13 protein-coding genes are annotated in these 18,924 nt (G+C 63.0%); 5 read left to right on the plus strand and 8 right to left on the minus strand.

All coding sequences use genetic code 11. The features are described 5' to 3' along the window. Positions 1-47 precede the first annotated feature (47 nt). The 5 genes from C4Q27_RS28380 to tpx all read right to left on the minus strand — a co-directional run bounded on the left by C4Q27_RS28380 (position 48) and on the right by tpx (position 9,889). On the minus strand, positions 48-1,538 hold the full coding sequence (locus C4Q27_RS28380) for an efflux transporter outer membrane subunit (protein ID WP_064492660.1): 1,491 nt from the start codon (positions 1,536-1,538) through the stop codon (positions 48-50). Then, positions 1,535-4,642 (minus strand): efflux RND transporter permease subunit, encoded by a 3,108-nt coding sequence (locus tag C4Q27_RS28385; protein WP_104887766.1) that lies wholly within the window; start codon positions 4,640-4,642, stop codon positions 1,535-1,537. Before C4Q27_RS28385 ends, C4Q27_RS28380 begins: the two co-directional genes overlap by 4 nt. Further along, positions 4,639-7,737, minus strand: coding sequence for an MdtB/MuxB family multidrug efflux RND transporter permease subunit (locus C4Q27_RS28390; protein WP_064492662.1), 3,099 nt, complete (start codon positions 7,735-7,737; stop codon positions 4,639-4,641). The genes C4Q27_RS28385 and C4Q27_RS28390 overlap by 4 nt, the downstream gene beginning before the upstream one ends. Next, entirely contained in the window at positions 7,734-9,041 is a 1,308-nt protein-coding gene (locus C4Q27_RS28395) for an MdtA/MuxA family multidrug efflux RND transporter periplasmic adaptor subunit (protein WP_064492663.1), read from the minus strand. Before C4Q27_RS28395 ends, C4Q27_RS28390 begins: the two co-directional genes overlap by 4 nt. 347 nt (positions 9,042-9,388) lie before the next feature. Further along, entirely contained in the window at positions 9,389-9,889 is a 501-nt protein-coding gene (gene tpx / locus C4Q27_RS28400; RefSeq protein WP_064492664.1) for a thiol peroxidase, read from the minus strand. 300 nt (positions 9,890-10,189) lie between these two features. On the opposite strand from tpx, the gene C4Q27_RS28405 reads away from it, so the two are divergent. Next, positions 10,190-11,377 (plus strand): Bcr/CflA family efflux MFS transporter, encoded by a 1,188-nt coding sequence (locus C4Q27_RS28405; RefSeq protein WP_064492665.1) that lies wholly within the window; start codon positions 10,190-10,192, stop codon positions 11,375-11,377. Positions 11,378-11,448: 71 nt separating this feature from the next. On the opposite strand, the gene C4Q27_RS28410 is transcribed toward C4Q27_RS28405, so the two are convergent. From C4Q27_RS28410 to C4Q27_RS28425, 3 genes are all read right to left on the minus strand, one after another. Then, complete coding sequence (locus C4Q27_RS28410) at positions 11,449-12,729, minus strand: serine/threonine transporter (protein ID WP_012052080.1); 1,281 nt, start codon at positions 12,727-12,729, stop codon at positions 11,449-11,451. 418 nt (positions 12,730-13,147) lie between these two features. After that, positions 13,148-14,344, minus strand: a complete 1,197-nt coding sequence (locus C4Q27_RS28420; RefSeq protein WP_003247729.1) for an aromatic amino acid transaminase — start codon at positions 14,342-14,344, stop codon at positions 13,148-13,150. Between the two features lie 219 nt (positions 14,345-14,563). Further along, positions 14,564-15,589: an Ldh family oxidoreductase gene (locus tag C4Q27_RS28425; protein ID WP_064492666.1), complete on the minus strand. Its 1,026-nt coding sequence runs from the start codon at positions 15,587-15,589 to the stop codon at positions 14,564-14,566. A 142-nt stretch (positions 15,590-15,731) separates the two neighbouring features. Between C4Q27_RS28425 and C4Q27_RS28430 the strand changes: the two genes are divergently transcribed. From C4Q27_RS28430 to C4Q27_RS28445, 4 genes are all read left to right on the plus strand, one after another. Beyond that, on the plus strand, positions 15,732-16,604 hold the full coding sequence (locus tag C4Q27_RS28430) for a MurR/RpiR family transcriptional regulator (protein WP_064492667.1): 873 nt from the start codon (positions 15,732-15,734) through the stop codon (positions 16,602-16,604). 22 nt (positions 16,605-16,626) lie between these two features. Then, complete coding sequence (locus tag C4Q27_RS28435) at positions 16,627-17,379, plus strand: transporter substrate-binding domain-containing protein (protein ID WP_003247722.1); 753 nt, start codon at positions 16,627-16,629, stop codon at positions 17,377-17,379. Positions 17,380-17,482: 103 nt separating this feature from the next. Further along, entirely contained in the window at positions 17,483-18,202 is a 720-nt protein-coding gene (locus C4Q27_RS28440; RefSeq protein ID WP_003247720.1) for an ABC transporter permease, read from the plus strand. Then, positions 18,199-18,909, plus strand: coding sequence for an ABC transporter permease (locus tag C4Q27_RS28445; protein WP_003247716.1), 711 nt, complete (start codon positions 18,199-18,201; stop codon positions 18,907-18,909). The genes C4Q27_RS28440 and C4Q27_RS28445 overlap by 4 nt, the downstream gene beginning before the upstream one ends. Positions 18,910-18,924 lie beyond the last annotated feature (15 nt).

Genomic DNA, 18,924 nt, shown 5'->3' on the forward strand with positions numbered 1-18,924 from the left:
CGAATGGGAATGGATCCAATAACCCCAGCGCCCGCCCCTGCGCGTGGTCAATTCTGCTCGGCAAACGCCTGCTCTGCATCCCAGCCGCCGCCCAACGCAGCCACCAGTTGCACACTGGCCACCAGGCGCCCTTGCAGCAGGTTCAGCACGCTGCGCTCGTTGCTCAGCGCCGTGGTTTGCACGTTGACCACATCCAGATAGCCGATCAGACCGGCACGGTACTGGTTCTCGGTCAGGCGCAACGACTCGCGGGCAGCATCAAGCGCCTCTTGGCGCACCACGGCTTCATCGCCATACACCTTCAGCTGAACCAGCAGGTTTTCCACTTCCCTGAAGCCGTCCAGCACGGTCTGGCGGTACTGCGCCACCGTCTGGTCATACACGGCCACCGTGCGGTCTACCTCGGCGCTGCGTTTGCCGGCGTCGAACAGGGTCAGCGCCAGCTGCGGGCCTACCGACCAGTAGCGGTTGGGCAGCTCGATCCAGTTGCTGAAGCTGCTGCTGGAATAACCACCACTCATGCTCAGGCTGAGGTCCGGGAAGTAGGCTGCCCGCGACACCCCGATGTTGGCGTTGGCCGCCATCACGTTGCGTTCGGCTGCAGCGATGTCCGGGCGCCGCTCCAGCAGCTGCGAAGGCAGCGAAACCGGTATTTGCGGCAACGCGGGAATCGCCTTGCTGTCGGCCAGGGCGAAGTCGGCCGGAGCCTTGCCCAGCAGCACGGCGATGGCATTTTCGAACTGCGCACGCTGCCAGATCAGGTCAATCAGGTCAGCCTGGGTGCTTTTGAGCTGGGTGCGTGCCTGGGCCACGGCATCCGGGCCGGCGACACCGGCGCGGTACTGGTTTTCGTTCATTCGCAGCGAGCGCTCATAAGCCGCCACGGTGGCTTCCAGCAAGCGCTTCTGCTCATCGATAACCCGCAATTGCAGGTAGTTCTGCACCAGCTCCGACTGTTGGCTCAAGCGGATCGACGCAAGGTCGGCGAAACTGGCTTCGGCACTGGCTTCGTTGGCATTCAGGGTTTCGCGCAGCTTGCCCCACAGGTCGATCTCCCAACTCACGCCCAACTGCGCGTTGTAGGTGTTGCGAATGCCGCTGCTGTTATTGGACAGGCTGGAACTGGAGCTGCCGGTGCCCTGCGCCGAGCGGTTCTTGCTGGTGCTCAGGTCCAGGCTGGGGAACAGCGCCGCACGGCTGCTGCGCACCAGCGCCTGGGCCTGGCGATACTGGGCTTCTGATTGCGCCACGGTCTGGTTGCTGCGGTTGAGCTCTTCGACCAGCGCATTGAGCCCGGCATCGCCGTAGATTTCCCACCAGGCGCCGCGGGCGATGGCGTCGGACGGCGAGGCCTGGGTCCAGCCTTCGGCGTGCTTGAACTGCGCCGCCGTGCTGTTCAGCTCGGGGCGTTGGTAGTCGGGGCTCAGGGTACAGGCACTGAGCAAGGCCACGCACAACCCGGCGCCGAGCAGGCGCGAGCCACGGCCACGGGTCAGTGCCTGCAGGGCACGGTGAAGTGGGGTCTGGGCAAAAGTCATAGCGGGGTTTCCAGAGCGGCGTCGGTACGCACGCCGCGCCAACGGTTGAAACGGTGGCGCAGGCGGTCCAGGTACAGATAAACCACCGGCGTCGTATAAAGGGTGAGGATCTGGCTGAACACCAGGCCACCGATGATGGTCAGGCCCAGCGGCTGACGCATTTCTGCGCCTTCAGCCTGGCTCAGCAGCAACGGCAATGCGCCAAGGATCGCCGCCAGGGTGGTCATCAGGATCGGCCGCAGGCGCAGCAGGCAGGCCCGGCGGATCGACTCTTCCGGCGAAAAGCCCTGATGGCGCTCCAGCTGCAACGCCAGGTCGATCATCAGGATGGCATTCTTTTTCACCACCCCGATCAACAGGAACAGCCCCAGCAACGAGATCAGGCTGAACTCGCCACCGGTGACGTACAGCGCCAGCAAGGCACCGACGCCCGCCGAAGGCAGTGTCGAAAGAATGGTCAGCGGGTGAATGTAGCTTTCATACAGAATGCCCAGCACCAGGTACACCAGCAGCAGTGCGCCAAGGATCATGAAGGGCTGGCCCTGCTGGGTCTGGGCAAAGGCATCGGCAGTGCCGCCGAGCTTGGCAATCACCTCCTCGGGCAGGCCCAGTTTGGCCACCGCGCGCTCCAGTGCCGCCATGGCCTGGTCGGGGCTGTAGCCCTCGGCGACGTCGAAGGCGATGTCTTCCGAAGCGAACTGCCCTTCGTGGCTGACCCGGTCGTTGGCCAGGCTGTTCTCGTAGTGGGCGATGGTCGACAGCGGCACCCGGGCGCCGTCGGCGGTGATCACCTGCACTTGCTCCAGCGTGCTCGGATCCCAGGCGTATTTGGGGTTGATCTCCAGCACCACCTGGTACTGGTTGAGGCTGTCGTAGATGGTGGAGATCTGCCGCTGGCTGTAGGCGTTGTTCAGTACTGCGGTGACCATGTCCATGTCGATGCCCAGGCGCTTGGCCTGGTCACGGTCGACCACCAGCGTCACCTGTTGGGTACCGGCACCATCGCGGGCGTCGATGGCGGTCAGCTCAGGCAGTGCACGCAGCGCCGCGACCACCTTGGGAAACCATTCGCGCAACGCCGCCAGATCGCCGCTTTGCAAGGTATACAGGTACTGAGAAGAGGTCTGGTCACGCCCACCGCCCCCCAGTTGCAGGTCCTGGTCAGCCATCAGGAACAGGCGCCCGCCGGGCACCTTGGGCAGTTCCTTGCGCAGGCGCTCGATCACCTTCTGCGCGTCGATCTTGCGCTCGCTGATCGGTTTCAGGCGCACCAGCACAAAGGCGTTGTTGATACCGCTGTTGCCACCGATGAAACCGGCGACGCTCTGTACTGCCGGGTCGGCCAGCAAGGCGCGGCGGTAGATTTCCATCTTCGGCTGCATCACCGTGAACGACAGGCCGTCGTCACCCCGGATGAAGCCCATCAACTGGCCGGTATCCTGCTGGGGCATCAGCGTCTTGGGCACCACCACGTACAGGGCGATGTTGATGCCGATGGTGGCCAGCAGGCTGAGCAGGGTCAGCCGCTTGTGGCGCAGGGCCCAACCCAGGCTGCGGTCATAGGCAGCAACCATGCGCTGATGCAGCTTGTCGCTCCAGCGCTGCAGGCGTGTCTGCTCGGCCTGTTGCGGCTTGAGCCAGCGGGCGCAGAGCATCGGTGTAAGGGTGAGCGACACTACCAGCGAGACAATGATCGCCGCCGCCAGGGTGATGGAAAACTCCTGGAACAGGTTGCGCACGATACCGCCCATGAACAGGATGGAGACGAACACCGCCACCAGCGACACGTTCATCGACAGCAAGGTGAAGCCCACTTCCTTGGCGCCCAGGTAGGCCGCCTTCATCGGCGGCTGGCCGTTCTCGATGTGCCTGGAGATGTTTTCCAGCACCACGATGGCATCGTCCACCACCAGACCGGTGGCAAGGATCAGCGCCATCAGCGACAGGTTGTTGAGCGAGAAACCGCACACGTACATGACCGCGAACGTACCCACCAGCGATACCGGCACCGCCAGGCTGGGGATCAGCGAGGCGCGCAGGCTGCCGAGGAACAGGTAGACCACCAGGATCACCAGCACCACGGCGATCAGCAGGGTGTGCTCGGCCTCTTTGAGGGTGGCCTTGATCACGGGCGAGCGGTCCATGGCCACGTTCAGTTGCACGCTGGCTGGCAGCAACGACTGCAGTGCCGGAAGCTGCGCCTTGATCTGGTCGACCGTTTCGATGATGTTGGCGCCGGTCTGGCGGTTGACCACCAGCAGCACCGCTGCCTGGTCGTTGAAGAAGCCGCTGTTGTAACGGTTTTCAACGCCGTCGGTGACGGTCGCCACGTCAGACAGGCGCAGAATGGTACCGTTCTGTTGGCGAATCACCACCGGCTCGTAATCCTTGGCGCTTTCCAGCTGGTCGTTGGCCCGCACCTGCCAGTTGCGCTCGGCGTCTTCGACAAAGCCCATGGGCCGGCGCTGGTTGGCGTTGGATACTGCGGTGCGCACTTCGTCCAGCGACAGGTTGTACTGGTTGAGCAGTTGCGGCTCGACGGCAATGCGCACGGCCGGCAGCGAACTGCCACCGATCTGCACCTCCCCTACCCCCGACACCTGAGCCAGGCTCTGTGAAAGGATGGTGTCGGCCAGGTCATACAGCTGGCCTTTCTGCAACACATCCGAAGTCAGCGACAGCACCATGATCGGCGCCTGCGACGGGTTGATCTTCTTGTAGGTGGGCATGCTGCGCATGCCACTGGGCAGCAGGTTGCGGGTAGCGTTGATCGCCGCTTGCACCTCGCGGGCTGCGCCATCGATGTCACGGCCCAGCTCGAAGCCGATGACTACCCGTGTCGAACCCTGGTTGGAGCTGCTGGTGAGCGTGGTGACGCCGGCGATGCTGCCCAGCTTGCGCTCCAGCGGTGTGGCCACGGTGGACGCCATGACCTCGGGGCTGGCACCAGACAGGTTCGCCGACACCACGATCACCGGGAAGTCCATTTGCGGCAGAGGTGCCACCGGCAGCAAGCCAAAGCTGACCCCGCCCAGCAGCATGATCGCCAGGCTCAACAGCATGGTCGCCACCGGGCGACGAATGAAAGGCCCGGACAGGTTCATGCCTGGGCCTGCTTCACGTCAGTGGCCGGGCGCAGGCGGCGGGCCAGGCGATCGAAGTACAGGTAGATGACCGGAGTGGTGAACAGCGTCAGCACCTGGCTGACCAGCAACCCGCCGACCATCACCAGGCCCAGTGGCTGGCGCAGCTCGGCACCGGAACCGGTGGCAAGCATCAGCGGCACCGCACCAAATAGCGCGGCCAGGGTGGTCATCAGGATCGGCCGGAAGCGCAGCAACGCCGCCTGGTAGATGGCATCGCGCGGGCTCATGCCCTGATTGCGCTCGGCCTCCAGGGCGAAGTCGATCATCATGATCGCGTTCTTCTTGACGATACCGATCAGCAGGATGATGCCAATGATGGCGATCATGCCCAGGTCGTTACCGCTGATGAGCAAGGCCAGCAAGGCACCGACCGCCGCCGACGGCAGGGTCGAGAGGATGGTGATCGGGTGGATGTAGCTTTCGTACAGCACCCCCAGCACGATGTACATGGTCACCACCGCCGCCAGAATCAGCAGCAGGGTACTCGACAGCGACGCCTGGAAGGCCTCCGCCGCACCCTGGAAGCGGGTCTGCACACCCAGCGGCATGCCGATGTCCTTCTGCACCTGCTCGATCACCTGCACGGCTTCGCCCAGCGACGCGCCGTGGGCCAGGTTGAACGACAAGGTCACCGCCGGGAACTGGCCGATGTGGGAAATAGCCAGCTGCGCTTGACGCTGCTCGATCCGCGCCAGCGCCGAAAGGCGCACCTGGCCGCCATCGGTGGCCTTGACGTGGATCGACTCCAGCGCCTGCGGGCCGATCGTGGCGGCGTCCCTGGACTGCAACACCACGCGGTACTGGCTGGCCTGGGTGTAGATGGTCGAGATCTGCCGCTGGCCGAAGGCGTCGTACAGGGCATTGGTGATCTGCGAGACGCTGATCCCCAGGCGGCTGGACATGTCACGGTCGATTACAAGGTACACCTGCAAGCCCTTGTCCTGCAGGTCGCTGGCCACATCGGCCAGTTCCGGGCGCTGCTGCAGCGCCTGCACCAGCTTGCCGCTCCACTGCGCCAGCAGGTCGGCGTCCGGCGACGACAGGCTGAACTGGTACTGGGTCCGGCTGACCCGGTCCTCGATGCTGAGGTCTTGCACCGGCTGCATGAACAGGCGGATGCCCACCAGCCGGTCGACCTGCGGCTGCAGGCGGCTGATCACTTCGCTGGCGCTGACATCGCGCTCGCCGTGGGGCTTGAGGTTGATCAGCAGGCGACCACTGTTGAGCGTGGCGTTGTCGCCGTCTACGCCAATGTAGGACGACAGGCTCTGCACGGCCGGGTCTTGCAGGATGACCTTGCTCAGGGCCTGCTGACGTTCGCTCATGGCAGCGAACGAGGTGGACTGCGGCGCTTCGGAAATACCCTGGATCACCCCGGTATCCTGCACCGGGAAGAAGCCCTTGGGCACGACCATGTACAGGAACACCGTGAGCACCAGGCTGGCCACCGCCACCAGCAAGGTCAGCGGCTGATGCTTGAGCACCCACTGCAGAGCACTGCCGTAGTGCTGGATCAGCCAGTCGATCCAGGCGCCACTGGCGCGGTAGAAGCGGCCTTGTTCTTCTTCCTTGGGCTCGCGCTTGAGCAGACGCGCGCACATCATCGGCGTCAGGGTCAGGGACACCACCAGGGAAATCAGAATGGCCACTGCCAGCGTGATGGCGAACTCGCGGAACAGGCGACCGACCACGTCCGCCATGAACAGCAACGGGATCAGGACCGCAATCAGCGAGAAGGTCAGCGAAATCAGGGTGAAGCCAATCTGTCGGGCGCCCTTGAGTGCCGCCTGCATGGGCGTCTCGCCCTCTTCGATATGCCGGGAGATGTTCTCCAGCATGACGATGGCATCATCGACCACAAAGCCGGTGGCGATGGTCAGGGCCATGAGTGTCAGGTTGTTGACCGAGAACCCGGCCAGGTACATGACCCCGAACGTCCCGATCAGCGACAGTGGCACGGCAATCGACGGAATGAGGGTGGCGCTGAAACGGCGCAAGAAAACGAAGGTGACCATCACCACCAGAACGATGGCGATCAGCAGTTCGTGCTGCACGTCCTTGACCGCGGCGCGGATGGTCTGGGTGCGGTCGGTCAGCACCGATACATCGAGGCCCGCCGGCAAGTTGTCGGTGATCGACGGCAGCAGGCCCTTGATGCGGTCGACCACTTCGATCACGTTGGCGCCCGGCTGACGCTGGATGTTCAGCAGCACTGCGTGGTTCTGGTTCGCCCAGGCGGCCAGCCGCTCGTTCTCGGCGCCGTCGACGATTTCGGCCACATCTTTCAGGCGCAGCGGCGCACCGTTGTTGTAGGCCAGGATCAGGTTGGCGTATTCCTCGGGAGAGCGCAGCTGGTCGTTGGCATCGAGCATCGACACCCGGGTCGGGCCGTCGAAGTTGCCTTTGGGCTGGTTGACGTTGGAGGCACCGATCAGCGTGCGCACGTCATCCAGATTCAAGCCATTGGCCGCCAGGGCGTCGACGTTGACCTTGATGCGTACCGCCTGGCGCTGGCCACCGGCAATGCTGACCATGCCCACGCCGCTGATTTGCGCAAGCTTTTGCGCCACGCGGGTGTCGACCAGGTCGTTGAGCTTGGGCAGCGGCATGGTCTTGCTGGAGATGGCCAGGGTCAGCACCGGGGTGTCGGCCGGGTTGACCTTGTTGTACACCGGCGGTGCCGGCAGGTCACTGGGCAGCAGGTTGCTGGCGGCGTTGATCGCGGCCTGCACCTGTTGCTCGGCAACGTCCATGTTCATGTCGAGGTTGAAACGCAGGGTCAGCACCGACGCGCCGCCAGAACTGGTCGAGGCCATCTGTTCCAGGCCCGGCATCTGGCCGAACTGGCGCTCCAGTGGCGCGGTGACGGCGCTGGTCATCACCTGCGGGCTGGCGCCGGGGTAGAGGGTCATGACACGAATGGTCGGGTAGTCCACCTGCGGCAAGGCGGAAACCGGCAGCAACTTGTAGGCGATCAGCCCGGCCAGCACGATGGCCAGCATGCTCAGCGTGGTGGCGACCGGGCGCAGGATGAACAGGCGCGAGAGGTTCATGCGCCCGCCTTGCCTGCTGCGTTGCCGGGTTGTGCTTCACCTGTTTGCGCCGCGCCCTTGGCTTCCTGCCCTTGCAGGTGCTGGCCCGGGCTGGTCGGCACTTGCGAGCTGTCTTCGACCACTTCCACCTTGGTGCCTTCGCGCAGGCGGTCGGTGCCTTCCAGCACCAGACGGTCGCCAGCCTTCAAGCCGTCGAGAATGACGCTGTTCTCGCCATCGCTGGCGCCCACCTTCAGCTTGCGGACATTGACGGTGCTCTGCTCGTTGACCACATAGGCGAAGGTGCCATCGTTGCCAAACTGGATGGCCGCGGCCGGGGCCATGACCACCTGCTTGAGGGTGTCGGCCAGCAAGCGCACGTTGACGAACTGGTTGGGGAACAGGGCCAGGTCCTTGTTCTCGAAGCGGCCTTTGAACTTCAGCGTGCCGGTGGTGGTGTCGATCTGGTTGTCGATGCTGCCCAGCACACCGGTGGACTGCAGCTTGCTGTCACCGCGGTCCCAGGCCTCGACCGGCAGGCTGGCGCCACTGCGGTAGCGCTCCAGCACCGTGCTCAGTTCGGTTTCCGGCAGGGTGAAGGCGACGTTGATCGGCTCGGTCTGGGTGATCACCACCAGCGCGGTGGTGTCGTTGGCGGCCACCAGGTTGCCCAGATCGAGCTGGCGCAGGCCCACACGGCCACTGATCGGCGCACGGATCTGGGTGAAATCGAGGTTCAGGCGGGCGTCGTTGACCTGTGCCTGATTGGTCTTGACCAGCCCCTGGAACTGCGCAACCTGGGCTTCGGCGGTGTCCAGTGTTTGCTTGGCGATGCTGTCTTCAGCGTACAGGCCTTTATAGCGGGCCAGGTCGACCTGAGCGTTCTTCAACTGTGCCTGGTTCTGCGCCAAGGTGCCTTCGGCCTGCTGCAGGGCGATGCGATAAGGGCGCGGGTCGATTTCGGCCAGCAGGTCGCCAGCCTTGACGCGCTGGCCTTCCTTGAAGTGGATTTTCACCAGTTCGCCAGCCACGCGGCTGCGCACATTGACCGTATTGGTCGCGGTAACCGTGCCCAAGGCTTTGTAGTAGAGGGGGAAGTCGCCTATCCGCACCGGCACGACGCGTACGGGTACCGGGTCGCTGGAGCCGCCAAAACCTGGGCGGCCGCCGATCATGCCCATGCCCTTGCCACCGCGCCCGCCACCGGCTTCTTTATGCGCAGGCGTCGCTGCGGGCCACAGCCACCAGGCTAGTGCAGCCACCAGCAGCAGGATCAGCAGGCCGACGAGCCAGCGACGAAGGGAACGGGAATTGGACGCTTGCATGGGTTGAACGAACCTTGTTCGGAATGACGACTTGAGGAGGATGAACGATAAGCACTGCCATCGTTTTAGCAAAGGGCCTTTACCAGAGGTTTACCTTTGCCTGACGTTGCCAAGAGGCGGAATTTTAAATGAAAACGGCCCGGAACGTGTTCCGGGCCGTTACAGGGTGTTGCTTGGAGCGGTGGCGGGCCTGAAGGTTCGGTTGCCTGGTCTGGCCCTTTCGCGGGTGAACCCGCTCCTACGGGGATGTCACAGCCTTTGAAACCTGTGCCGCACGTTGTAGGAGCGGGTTTACCCGCGAAGAGGCCATCACAGGCTACAGACGCCCGCCCTGCCCCACGCAATCCTTACTTCAGTACAGCCAGCGCCGCCTCGTAGTTCGGCTCGTCAGCAATTTCGCCAACCAGTTCGCTGTGCAGCACCTTGTCGTTCTCGTCCAGCACCACCACGGCGCGGGCGGCCAGGCCGGCCAGCGGGCCGTCGGCGATGGCTACGCCGTAGTTCTCGAGGAACTCGCGGCCACGCAGGGTCGACAGGTTCTTCACATTGTCCAGCCCTTCAGTGCCGCAGAAGCGTGCCTGGGCGAACGGCAGGTCAGCCGAGATGCACAGCACCACGGTGTTGGCGACGTCGTTGGCCTGGGCGTTGAACTTGCGCACCGAGGTGGCGCAGGTCGGGGTATCGACGCTTGGGAAGATATTCAGCACCTTGCGCTTGCCGGCGTAGTCTTTCAGCGACTTGTCAGCCAGGCCTTCACCTACCAGGGAGAAAGCCGGAGCCTGGGCGCCGGCCTGTGGCAGGTTGCCGTTGACCTGGACCGGGTTGCCTTTGAGAGTCACTTGAGCCATGACGAAATCCTTATGCGGGGTTTGAAAAGGACACTGAGTTAAGCATGAAGGCAGCCGGGTGCCTATGGGGGCAGGTGAAATTGTTCCATTGCCGGACGATTTTTGTGGACAAAAAATGCCGATAGCCGCGGTTATGGCCAGTTGCCTCACCGTTGCCGAACGCCCATCCCAGCCTCTCCATACAATTCCTACACCTCTATCGGAAGTTTCGCTACCAAGCTCACCTTGTACATCTTTAGCGTACTGATCTACTGGAGGACGAAAGCTATTTCTTGCAGTTCCAATCGAGGAGTTAATGGCATGAACCGCCCCGCTGGTTCGCTCCGGCGCCACCTGTGCTCAACGTTGCTGATTTTGTTATGTCTGCTGGGTGTGTTTCCTCTGGACGTGATCCTCCCATCATTCCCTGCGCTCTCAGATGAGTTTCGGGTCGACACAAAACAGATTGCGTACTCAGTGAGCTTTTTTGCTGTTGGTGTGGCCATGGCGCAAATCGTGATCGGCCCACTGTCGGATGGCATCGGGCGCAAGCGTTTGTTGCTCGCTGGGTTGAGCGTATCCATTGTGGGGGCGCTCGGTTGCGTATTTTCAACTCATTATGAAACGTTCATGGCCTTTCGCTTGGTGCAGGCCCTGGGTTGCGGCAGCCTCGTGCTAGGCCAGGCGCTTGTGCAGGACCTTTACAGCGGTACACAACGCAATGCCATGCGCATCCTGTTAACAAGCGCGAGCGGGTTGTTCATCTCCCTGTCACCGCTGGCAGGTGCTTTTCTTCAACAGTCCTTTGGCTGGAAAGCAAGCTTTACGGCATTCGTGATCATCGCTGCAATCGTTTCACTTTTATCGTGTGTGCTGCTTCATGACACACCTGCGTCGCGCGACCGGGCGCCAAGCATGTCCAGTTATCGGGTGATGCTGCGAGACACGGACTATCTCGCGCATTCCATGCTGTCCAGCCTCGCCTTTGCCTGCCATTTTTCCTTTATAGTCATAGCGCCCTTGCTGCTGATGGGCAGGCTGGAGCTGACGGCCTATCAATTCTCTCTGGTCTTTATCGGCTATGGGTTGGCATACATCGTCGACGGCATGGCTGCGACCTACCTGAACAGTCGCGTAAGCCCGCAAGCTCAAATAAAAGCAGGCTTGCTGCTTATAAGTACTGCGGGCATTACCCTTTTGATGTGGGAATGGGTGGCAGGGTTATCTGTGCTCGGGGTTCTACTGCCGATGATTGTCTGTACCACCGGGACAACCCTGGTACGCCCCGCCGCAACGACCCAGGCTTTGGCGCGCTATCCACGTCAGGCAGGTGCGGCAGCGTCGCTCAATACGACATTGCTGTTCGCCGGTGCCGGTTTGACGAGCAGTGTGGTCGCAGGTTTGGAAAGCGAGCTACCGGCAGGCTTGGGCGTGCTGTTCGTGGTGGCCAGCCTGTGCGGAGGGTGGCTGCTTGCATGCACCAAGGACGATGGAATGCAGCGCTGCTGAAACCTTGATCAGGCAAAAAAATGCCCGGGTGGCGGCAAGCGACCCGGGCATTCTTGAATGAAACGGGTGAATCAGCTTACAAGGCCGTACACCACCGAAGTCAGCGCAACCAGGCCGACCACAACGACGAACACGTTGGAGGCCGCACCGCTGTACTTGCGCATCGATGGCACACGGCGAATGGCGTACATCGGCATCAGGAACAACAGCACCGCGAGAATCGGGCCGCCGAGCGACTCGATCATGCCGAGAATGCTCGGGTTAAGGGTGGCGACGATCCAGCACACCACCAGCATCAGTGCGGCAACCACGCGGTCCAGGGCCTTGGCGCCTGGGCGCGCACCGGTCTTGGCGATGATGCCCTTCAGGCCTTCGCTGGCGCCGATGTAGTGGCCGAGGAACGACTTGGCGATGGCCACGAAGGCGATCAACGGCGCAGCGAACGCGATGGTCGGGTTGCTGAAGTGGTTGGCCAGGTACGACAGGATCGACAGGTTCTGCGCCTTGGCTTCGGCCAGCTGGGCGCTGCTCAGGGTGAGCACGCAGCTGAACACGAAGAACAGCACCATCACCACCATCAGCAGGTGGGCACGACGCAGGATCTGGCCGCTGCGCTCATCGGCGTGCTCGCCGTAACGGCGCTTCTGGTCGACGGCAAAGGCCGAGATGATCGGCGAATGGTTGAACGAGAACACCATCACCGGAATGGCCAGCCACAGGGTGTGCAGGAAGGCCGAGGCCGGCGGCACCTCTGTGGCGCTGTCGAGAATGCCACCGGTCCAGTGCGGCACCAGGTACAGGCCCAGCAACGCCAGCGCAACGATGAACGGGTAGACCAGCAGGCTCATGACCTTGACCGTGGCCTGCTCCCCGCAGCGCACGATGGCCAGCAGGCCGAGGATCAGCACGAATGACAGGATTGCCCGTGGCGGCGGCTGCATGTGCAGCTGGTGTTCCATGAAGCTGGACACGGTGTTGGTCAGCGCCACGCTGTAGATGAGCAGGATCGGGAAGATGGCGAAGAAGTACAGCACGGTGATCGAGGCACCGGCGGTGATGCCGAAATGCTCCTTGACCACTTCGGTGATGTCGCTGCCATCGCGCCCGGAAAGGACGAAACGGGTCAGCCCGCGATGGGCGAAATAGGTCATCGGGAAGGCCAGCACGGCCAGGATCAGCAGCGGCCAGAAGCCGCCAAGACCGGCGTTGATCGGCAGGAACAGTGTCCCGGCGCCGATGGCTGTGCCGAACAGGCCCAGCATCCAGGTGGTGTCGTGACGCGCCCAGGTGCCGAGGGCGGCGGGGGTCGATTCTGCAAAGCGTTGTTCAACGCTTGGGGCCTGCTCATTCATTCCGGGTGAAGCTCCACTCGCAAGACTGCAACAGGCTGAGAATGGCGAAATAGACGTTTCGCCCAACTCAACCGGAAAAGAGGGGCGCGATTGTGCACGGAAAGGTTGCACTTGCGAAGCCCTTTTCCGAGGAGCGGTTGCACTTGTCTTTACAAGCGGAAGGCATTGCTGGTGTCGATCGATGGAATGTAGTGGCCTGGGGGCCTGTGGGGCAGCCTCTGGGGGCAGCCTCTGGGGGCCGCCTGTGGGAGCGGCCTGTGGGAGCGGCCTTGCGTCGCGATAGGGCCGCAAAGCGGCCCCAGCAATGTCAGCGGCAAAGCTGCAATCGTAGGGGCGCTCCGCACCCCCTTCGCGACGCAAGGCCGCACAAAGTCCAACCGCGCCCCACAGGAGGGGCCGCAGCTGGCCCTTCGGCGAGTTACTTCTGAACGGCAGCGAACGCTTCGGCAACCCGTTGCAGGTTGGCCGGGCGCAGGCCGGACATGCACACACGGCCGCTGTCGATCAGGTACACGCCGAACTCGTCACGCAGGCGACGTACCTGCTCGACGCTGAAGCCGGTGTAGCTGAACATGCCGCGCTGGCGCAGGAAGAACTGGAAGTCCTGGCCCGGCAGCAGCACGGCCAGGGCATCGACCAGCGCCTGGCGCATGTCGAGGATACGCTTGCGCATCACTTCGACTTCTTCGGCCCACTGGGCATTCAGGCCAGCATCGCTCAGTACGCCAGCAACCAGCTGGGCGCCGAAGTTGGGCGGGCTGGAGTAGTTGCGGCGCACGGTGGCCTTCAGCTGGCCAAGCACGCTCTGGGCAGTGGCCTCGTCATCGCACACCACCGACAGGCCGCCCACCCGCTCGCCATACAGCGAGAAGATTTTCGAGAAGGAGTTGCTCACCAGGCACGGAACGCCCGCACGGGCCATTTCGCGGATGGCGTAGGCATCTTCCACCAGGCCTTCGGCGAAGCCTTGATAAGCGATGTCGAGGAACGGGATCAGCTGGCGCGCCTTGACCACTTCGACCACTTGTTGCCACTGGTGCTGCTGCAGATCGGCACCGGTAGGGTTGTGGCAGCACGGGTGCAGCAGCACCACGCTGTTGGCCGGCAGGCTCTGCAAGGTGGCCAGCATGCCGTCGAAGTCCACGCCACGGGTGGCCTGGTCGAAGTACGGGTAGGTGTGCACCTTGAAGCCTGCACCCTCGAAGATGGCGCGATGGTTGTCCCAGGTCGGGTTGCTGACCCAGACTTCGGACTGCGGGAAGTAGCGCTTGAGGAAGTCGGCACCGACCTTCAGGGCGCCGGAGCCACCCACGGTCTGTACGGTGGCCACACGGCCGCCGGTCACGGCCGGGTGATCAGCACCGAACAGCAGCGCCTGGATGGCTTGGCGGTAGCTGGCCAGGCCTTCCATCGGCAGGTACAGGGAGGCTTCGTGGTCCTGACCGGCAATGCGTTTTTCCACCGCATCCACCGCCGCCAGTTGCGGCACCACGCCGGCCTCATCGTAGTACAGGCCAATACTCAGGTTGACCTTGTCGGCGCGCGGGTCGGCCTTGAAGGTTTCCATCAACGAGAGGATCGGGTCGCCGGCATAGGCATCGACATGTTTGAACACAGCGTGCAGCTCCTTGGATCAGGACGGTACGGAAAGTCAGTGTTGAGCATACCCGGAGTGCGGGTTCAGGAACATCCACTATTGTGCAAGGTTGTCTATGCAACATTGCATGACCGGGATGAGGGCTGGATTCTTCGCGGGTAAACCCGCTCCTACGGGTTCAGCGCACAGCCTGGGAACAGCTCAGGCACCTGTGGGTTTACCCGCGAAGAGACCGGGTCATCCAAGCAGCGCTTTCAGGCCTTGCAGCTCCTGCTCGGTCACCGCCACCCCCTCCTCCTCGGCCACCTCGCGCTCACGATAGCGCCGCTCGCCCGGCATGCGCGTCAGCCCCACCGCCTGCATGTGCTCCACCAGCTCGCGGCTGCGCTGGGCAAACCGCTGGCCTTCGGCCTTGCCCGGGTCGATGACGATGATCAACTGCCCGGTCCATGGCGTTTTCGCCCCCGGATGCCCGGACCAATCGAACTCCCAGGAGAAATGACCGCCGGTCAGCGCCGCCGCCAGCAGCTCGACCATCATCGACAACGCCGAGCCCTTGTGCCCGCCAAATGGCAGCAGGGCGCCGCCTTCCAGGATCGCCTTCGGGTCGGTGGTCGGCTGGCCATCGGCATCCACCCCCATGCCCTCCGGCAATTGCTGGCCGGCGCGCGCGGCAATCTGCACATCGCCATGGGCCATGGCACTGGTGGCCATGTCGAAAACGATCGGGTCATGCTCGGCGCAAGGCGCAGCGAAAGCGATGGGGTTGGTACCGAACAGCGGCTGGCGTGCACCATGCGGCACCACGCAGGTCATGCTGTTGACCACGCTGAGGGCTACCAGGCCCTCTTCGGCGAACGGCTCGACATCCGGCCACAACGCAGCGAAATGGTGCGAGTTGTGGATCGCCAGCACGGCAATGCCTGCGCTGCGCGCCTTCGCCACCAACAGCTCACGGGCCGCCGCCAATGCCGGCTGGGCAAAACCGCCCGCAGCATCGACACGCACATAGCCGGCGGCCACGTCGCTGACCTGTGGCGTGGCCTGGCCATCGACCCAGCCGCTGGCCAAGGTCGAGACATAACCGGGCATGCGGAACACCCCATGGCTATGGGCGCCATCACGCTGGGCGCTGGCGCAGTTGTGGGCCAGCACCCGGGCCACGGCCTCGCTGCACCCATGGCGCTGGAAAATGGCCTGCAACAGGCTTTGCAGCTCGGTAAAAGGCACGCGCACAACGGTGCTGGTGGAAGGTGCGGACATCTGAAGCTCCTTGTTGATTTTGGAATGGCTACAGCGTTGCAACGACAAAAACTTTCCTTCATGTGACAGCAATCTGTCAAATGTTGACTTGATGACAGAAAACATTCATTTTCTTCCCAAGCCTCACCCCTGGAGCCGCAGCATGAGCCAACTGATCAAGCAACGCCTGGAAAACAGCCTCGAAGGGGCCGCTGCCTCGGGTCGCAAGATCGCCACCTACATGCTTGCCAACCTGCACGAACTGCCGTTCCAGACCTCGGCCAGCATTGCCGCCAAGCTGGGCGTCAGCGAATCCAGCGTCGGGCGCTACTGTCGCTCACTGGGTTATGCCCACCTCAAGGCGCTTAAGCAAGACCTGCAGAACGATCTGGGCGATGGCCCGTGGCTGGTGGGTGATCGCTTGCAAGATTACCGCCAGAACCAGGACGCCAGCGACAACGCCGGCAGCCTGGAGCTGGAAATCGCCGCCCTGGTGCGCGTACACGAATACCGCCAGAGCCCCGCCTGGCACAACGTGGCGCAACGCCTGGCGAGCAAACCGCGGGTGTTCATCGCCGGCTTCCAGACCGAGCGCGGCATCGCCATGTGCATGAGCCACCTGCTGCAATACCTGCGCGATTGCGTGCAACTGGTCGACATCAGCGCCGGGCACTTCGGCGAAGTGCTGCTGGGCCGTGCCGAAGACAGCGCCCTGGTGGTGTTCGAGGCGCGCCGTTATTCCCGCCATGCTCTGATGCTGTGCCAGAAGGCGCGCGAGGCTGGCATTGCGGTCACCCTGGTGACCGACACCTTCTGTGACTGGGCGGATGCCAATGCCGACGAGGTGTTCCGCATCCCCACCGAGTTCAACCTGTTCTGGGAATCCACCTCGACGATGCTGTCGTGGGTGCATCTGATGGTCAACGAGGTCTGCAAGAAGCTCGGACCGGATGTTGAAAAACGCTTGGAAGCAACTGCCGCTCTACATAACGAATTCGTCGGCTACACCTCGTGGTCGACGGGCAAACAACAATAGCAAGAGTGCAATGAGGTGCGAGATGAACAAGTCCATGGCCTTGCTGGGTGCGTGCGCCCTGCTGCTGGCGGGTGCCGCCAGCGCTGAAACCCTGCGGTTCGCCACCGAGGGTGCCTACCCGCCCTTCAACTATGTAGACGCCGATAACAAGCTGCACGGCTTTGATGTCGACATCACCCATGCCCTGTGCGAACAGATGAAAGTCGAATGCACGCTGGTGGCCCAGGACTGGGAAGGCATCATCCCCGCCCTGATGGCGCGCAAGTATGACGCGATAGTGGCATCGATGATCGACACCGAAGAGCGACGCAAGAAGATCGCCTTCACCGAGCACTACTACCGCACGCCCCTGACCGTGGCGGTTGCCAAGGACAGCAAGATCGACAGCGCCCAGACCGACTTTGTCGGCTACACCGTCGGTGCGCAGTCTTCCTCTACCCAGGCCATCTACGCCGAAGACGTGTACGGCAAGGCCGGTGCCGACGTGAAACTGTACCCGACCATGGACGAAGCCAACGCAGACCTGGCGGCCGGCCGCCTGGACGGCGTGATTGCCGACAAATTCCCGCTGCACGAGTGGATGAACAAGAACGGCGGGGATTGCTGCAAGATCCTTGGCGACGTGGCCGACACCAAGGCCGATGCCGCCATCGCTGTGCGCAAGGACGACGAAGCCCTGCGCCAGCGCCTGAATACCGCGCTGCAACAGATTGTGGCCAACGGCACCTACCAGAAGATCGCCAGCAAATATTTCGCTTTCGATATCTACAACTGATCTTCAGGAAGTTGTGCGAACGCCCAGTGGGGGCGGCCTTGCGTCGCGACAGGGCCGCAAGGCCGCTCCCACAAGGCCGCATAACCTGCCCAAGAGGTTCGTCATGCTCGATCAATTGTCCTTGCTGTCTTTCGCCAGCGGAGGCTGGGGCCAGGCGTTGCTGGCCGGCGCGCTGGTTACTGTTTCCCTGGCCCTGGCCTGCCTGCCCATCGGCCTGCCACTGGGCCTGGTGGTCGCGCTGGCGGCGCGCTCGCGCAAACGCCTGCCACGGGCCTGGGCCACCACTTTTTCCACCGTCTTCCGCGGCCTGCCCGAGCTGCTGACGTTGCTGATCATCTATTACGGCTGCCAGATCGCCGCGCAGAAGATCCTCGCCGCCATGGGCTACCAAGGTGAGTTCCTCATCAACACCTTCCTCGCCGCGATGATCGCCTTCAGCCTGGTGTTCGCCGCGTTTTCCAGCGAGATCTGGCTGGCCGCCTTCAAGACCCTGCCCAAGGGCCAGCTGGAAGCCTGCTCGGCGCTTGGGCTTAGCAAGCGCACCGGCTTCTTCAAGGTGCTGCTGCCGCAACTGACCCGCATCGCCCTGCCCGGCTTGTCCAACAACTGGCTGTCGCTGCTCAAGGACACCTCGCTGGTGTCGACCATCTCGCTGGTCGACCTGATGCGCCAGACCAACCTGGCGGTCAGCGTAACCAAGGAACCGATGTTCTTCTACGGCGTCGCCTGCCTGGGCTACCTGCTGTTCGCGGCACTGTCCGGGCGCGTGTTCGCCTACATCGAACGGCGCAGCAACCGCCACCTGCAAGGAGCACGCGCATGAGCTTCGATCAACTGCTGGCAATGGTGCTCGACCCCGACCTGCTGGAGCGCTATGGCCCGCGCTTCATCGACGGCCTGCTGGTAACCGCCAAGCTGGTGGCGATTTCCTTCAGCCTGGGTGCTGTGCTCGGTCTTCTGCTGGCCCTTGCACGCCTGTCTCGCAGCCTGGTGCTGCAGCGCATGGCTGCCGGCTACGTGTACTTCTTCCGCGGCTCGCCGCTGCTGGCGCAATTGTTCCTGCTGTATTACGGCCTGGGTTCGCTCAAGGGTTTCTGGCAGGACGTCGGCCTGTGGTGGTTCTTCCGGGATGCGTGGTTTTGCACCTTGCTGGCGTTCACCCTGAACACCGCCGCCTATCAGGCCGAGATCTTCCGCGGCAGCCTGATGGCGGTTGCGCCTGGCCAGCATGAAGCGGCGCGGGCGCTGAACCTGAAGCGCTCGACCACCTTCTTCAAGGTGATATTGCCGCAGTCGCTGCTGGTGGCCATTGGCCCGCTGGGCAACGAACTGATCCTGATGATCAAGGCCAGCGCGATCGCCTCGCTGGTGACGATCTACGACCTGATGGGCGTGACCAAACTGGCCTTCTCGCGCAGTTTCGACTTCCAGATCTACCTGTGGGCCGCTGTGCTCTACCTGGTGATCGTCGAACTGGTGCGGCGCCTGCTGAAACACCTGGAGGCCCGCCTGGGCCGCCACCTGAACTGACCGAAGGATACGTTT

Origin of the sequence: Pseudomonas sp. SWI36 (assembly GCF_002948105.1) — a bacterium.
In the GTDB taxonomy this organism is placed as follows: Bacteria; Pseudomonadota; Gammaproteobacteria; order Pseudomonadales; family Pseudomonadaceae; genus Aquipseudomonas; species Aquipseudomonas alloputida.

What these genes read in the sequence shown, in the direction of transcription:
- C4Q27_RS28380 (WP_064492660.1), bottom strand. Translation starts at nt 1,538, where the DNA reads ATGACTTTTGCCCAGACCCCACTTCACCGTGCCCTGCAGGCACTGACC.
- C4Q27_RS28385 (WP_104887766.1), bottom strand. Translation starts at nt 4,642, where the DNA reads ATGAACCTGTCCGGGCCTTTCATTCGTCGCCCGGTGGCGACCATGCTG.
- C4Q27_RS28390 (WP_064492662.1), bottom strand. Translation starts at nt 7,737, where the DNA reads ATGAACCTCTCGCGCCTGTTCATCCTGCGCCCGGTCGCCACCACGCTG.
- C4Q27_RS28395 (WP_064492663.1), bottom strand. Translation starts at nt 9,041, where the DNA reads ATGCAAGCGTCCAATTCCCGTTCCCTTCGTCGCTGGCTCGTCGGCCTG.
- tpx (WP_064492664.1), bottom strand. Translation starts at nt 9,889, where the DNA reads ATGGCTCAAGTGACTCTCAAAGGCAACCCGGTCCAGGTCAACGGCAAC.
- C4Q27_RS28405 (WP_064492665.1), top strand. Translation starts at nt 10,190, where the DNA reads ATGAACCGCCCCGCTGGTTCGCTCCGGCGCCACCTGTGCTCAACGTTG.
- C4Q27_RS28410 (WP_012052080.1), bottom strand. Translation starts at nt 12,729, where the DNA reads ATGAATGAGCAGGCCCCAAGCGTTGAACAACGCTTTGCAGAATCGACC.
- C4Q27_RS28425 (WP_064492666.1), bottom strand. Translation starts at nt 15,589, where the DNA reads ATGTCCGCACCTTCCACCAGCACCGTTGTGCGCGTGCCTTTTACCGAG.
- C4Q27_RS28430 (WP_064492667.1), top strand. Translation starts at nt 15,732, where the DNA reads ATGAGCCAACTGATCAAGCAACGCCTGGAAAACAGCCTCGAAGGGGCC.
- C4Q27_RS28435 (WP_003247722.1), top strand. Translation starts at nt 16,627, where the DNA reads ATGAACAAGTCCATGGCCTTGCTGGGTGCGTGCGCCCTGCTGCTGGCG.
- C4Q27_RS28440 (WP_003247720.1), top strand. Translation starts at nt 17,483, where the DNA reads ATGCTCGATCAATTGTCCTTGCTGTCTTTCGCCAGCGGAGGCTGGGGC.
- C4Q27_RS28445 (WP_003247716.1), top strand. Translation starts at nt 18,199, where the DNA reads ATGAGCTTCGATCAACTGCTGGCAATGGTGCTCGACCCCGACCTGCTG.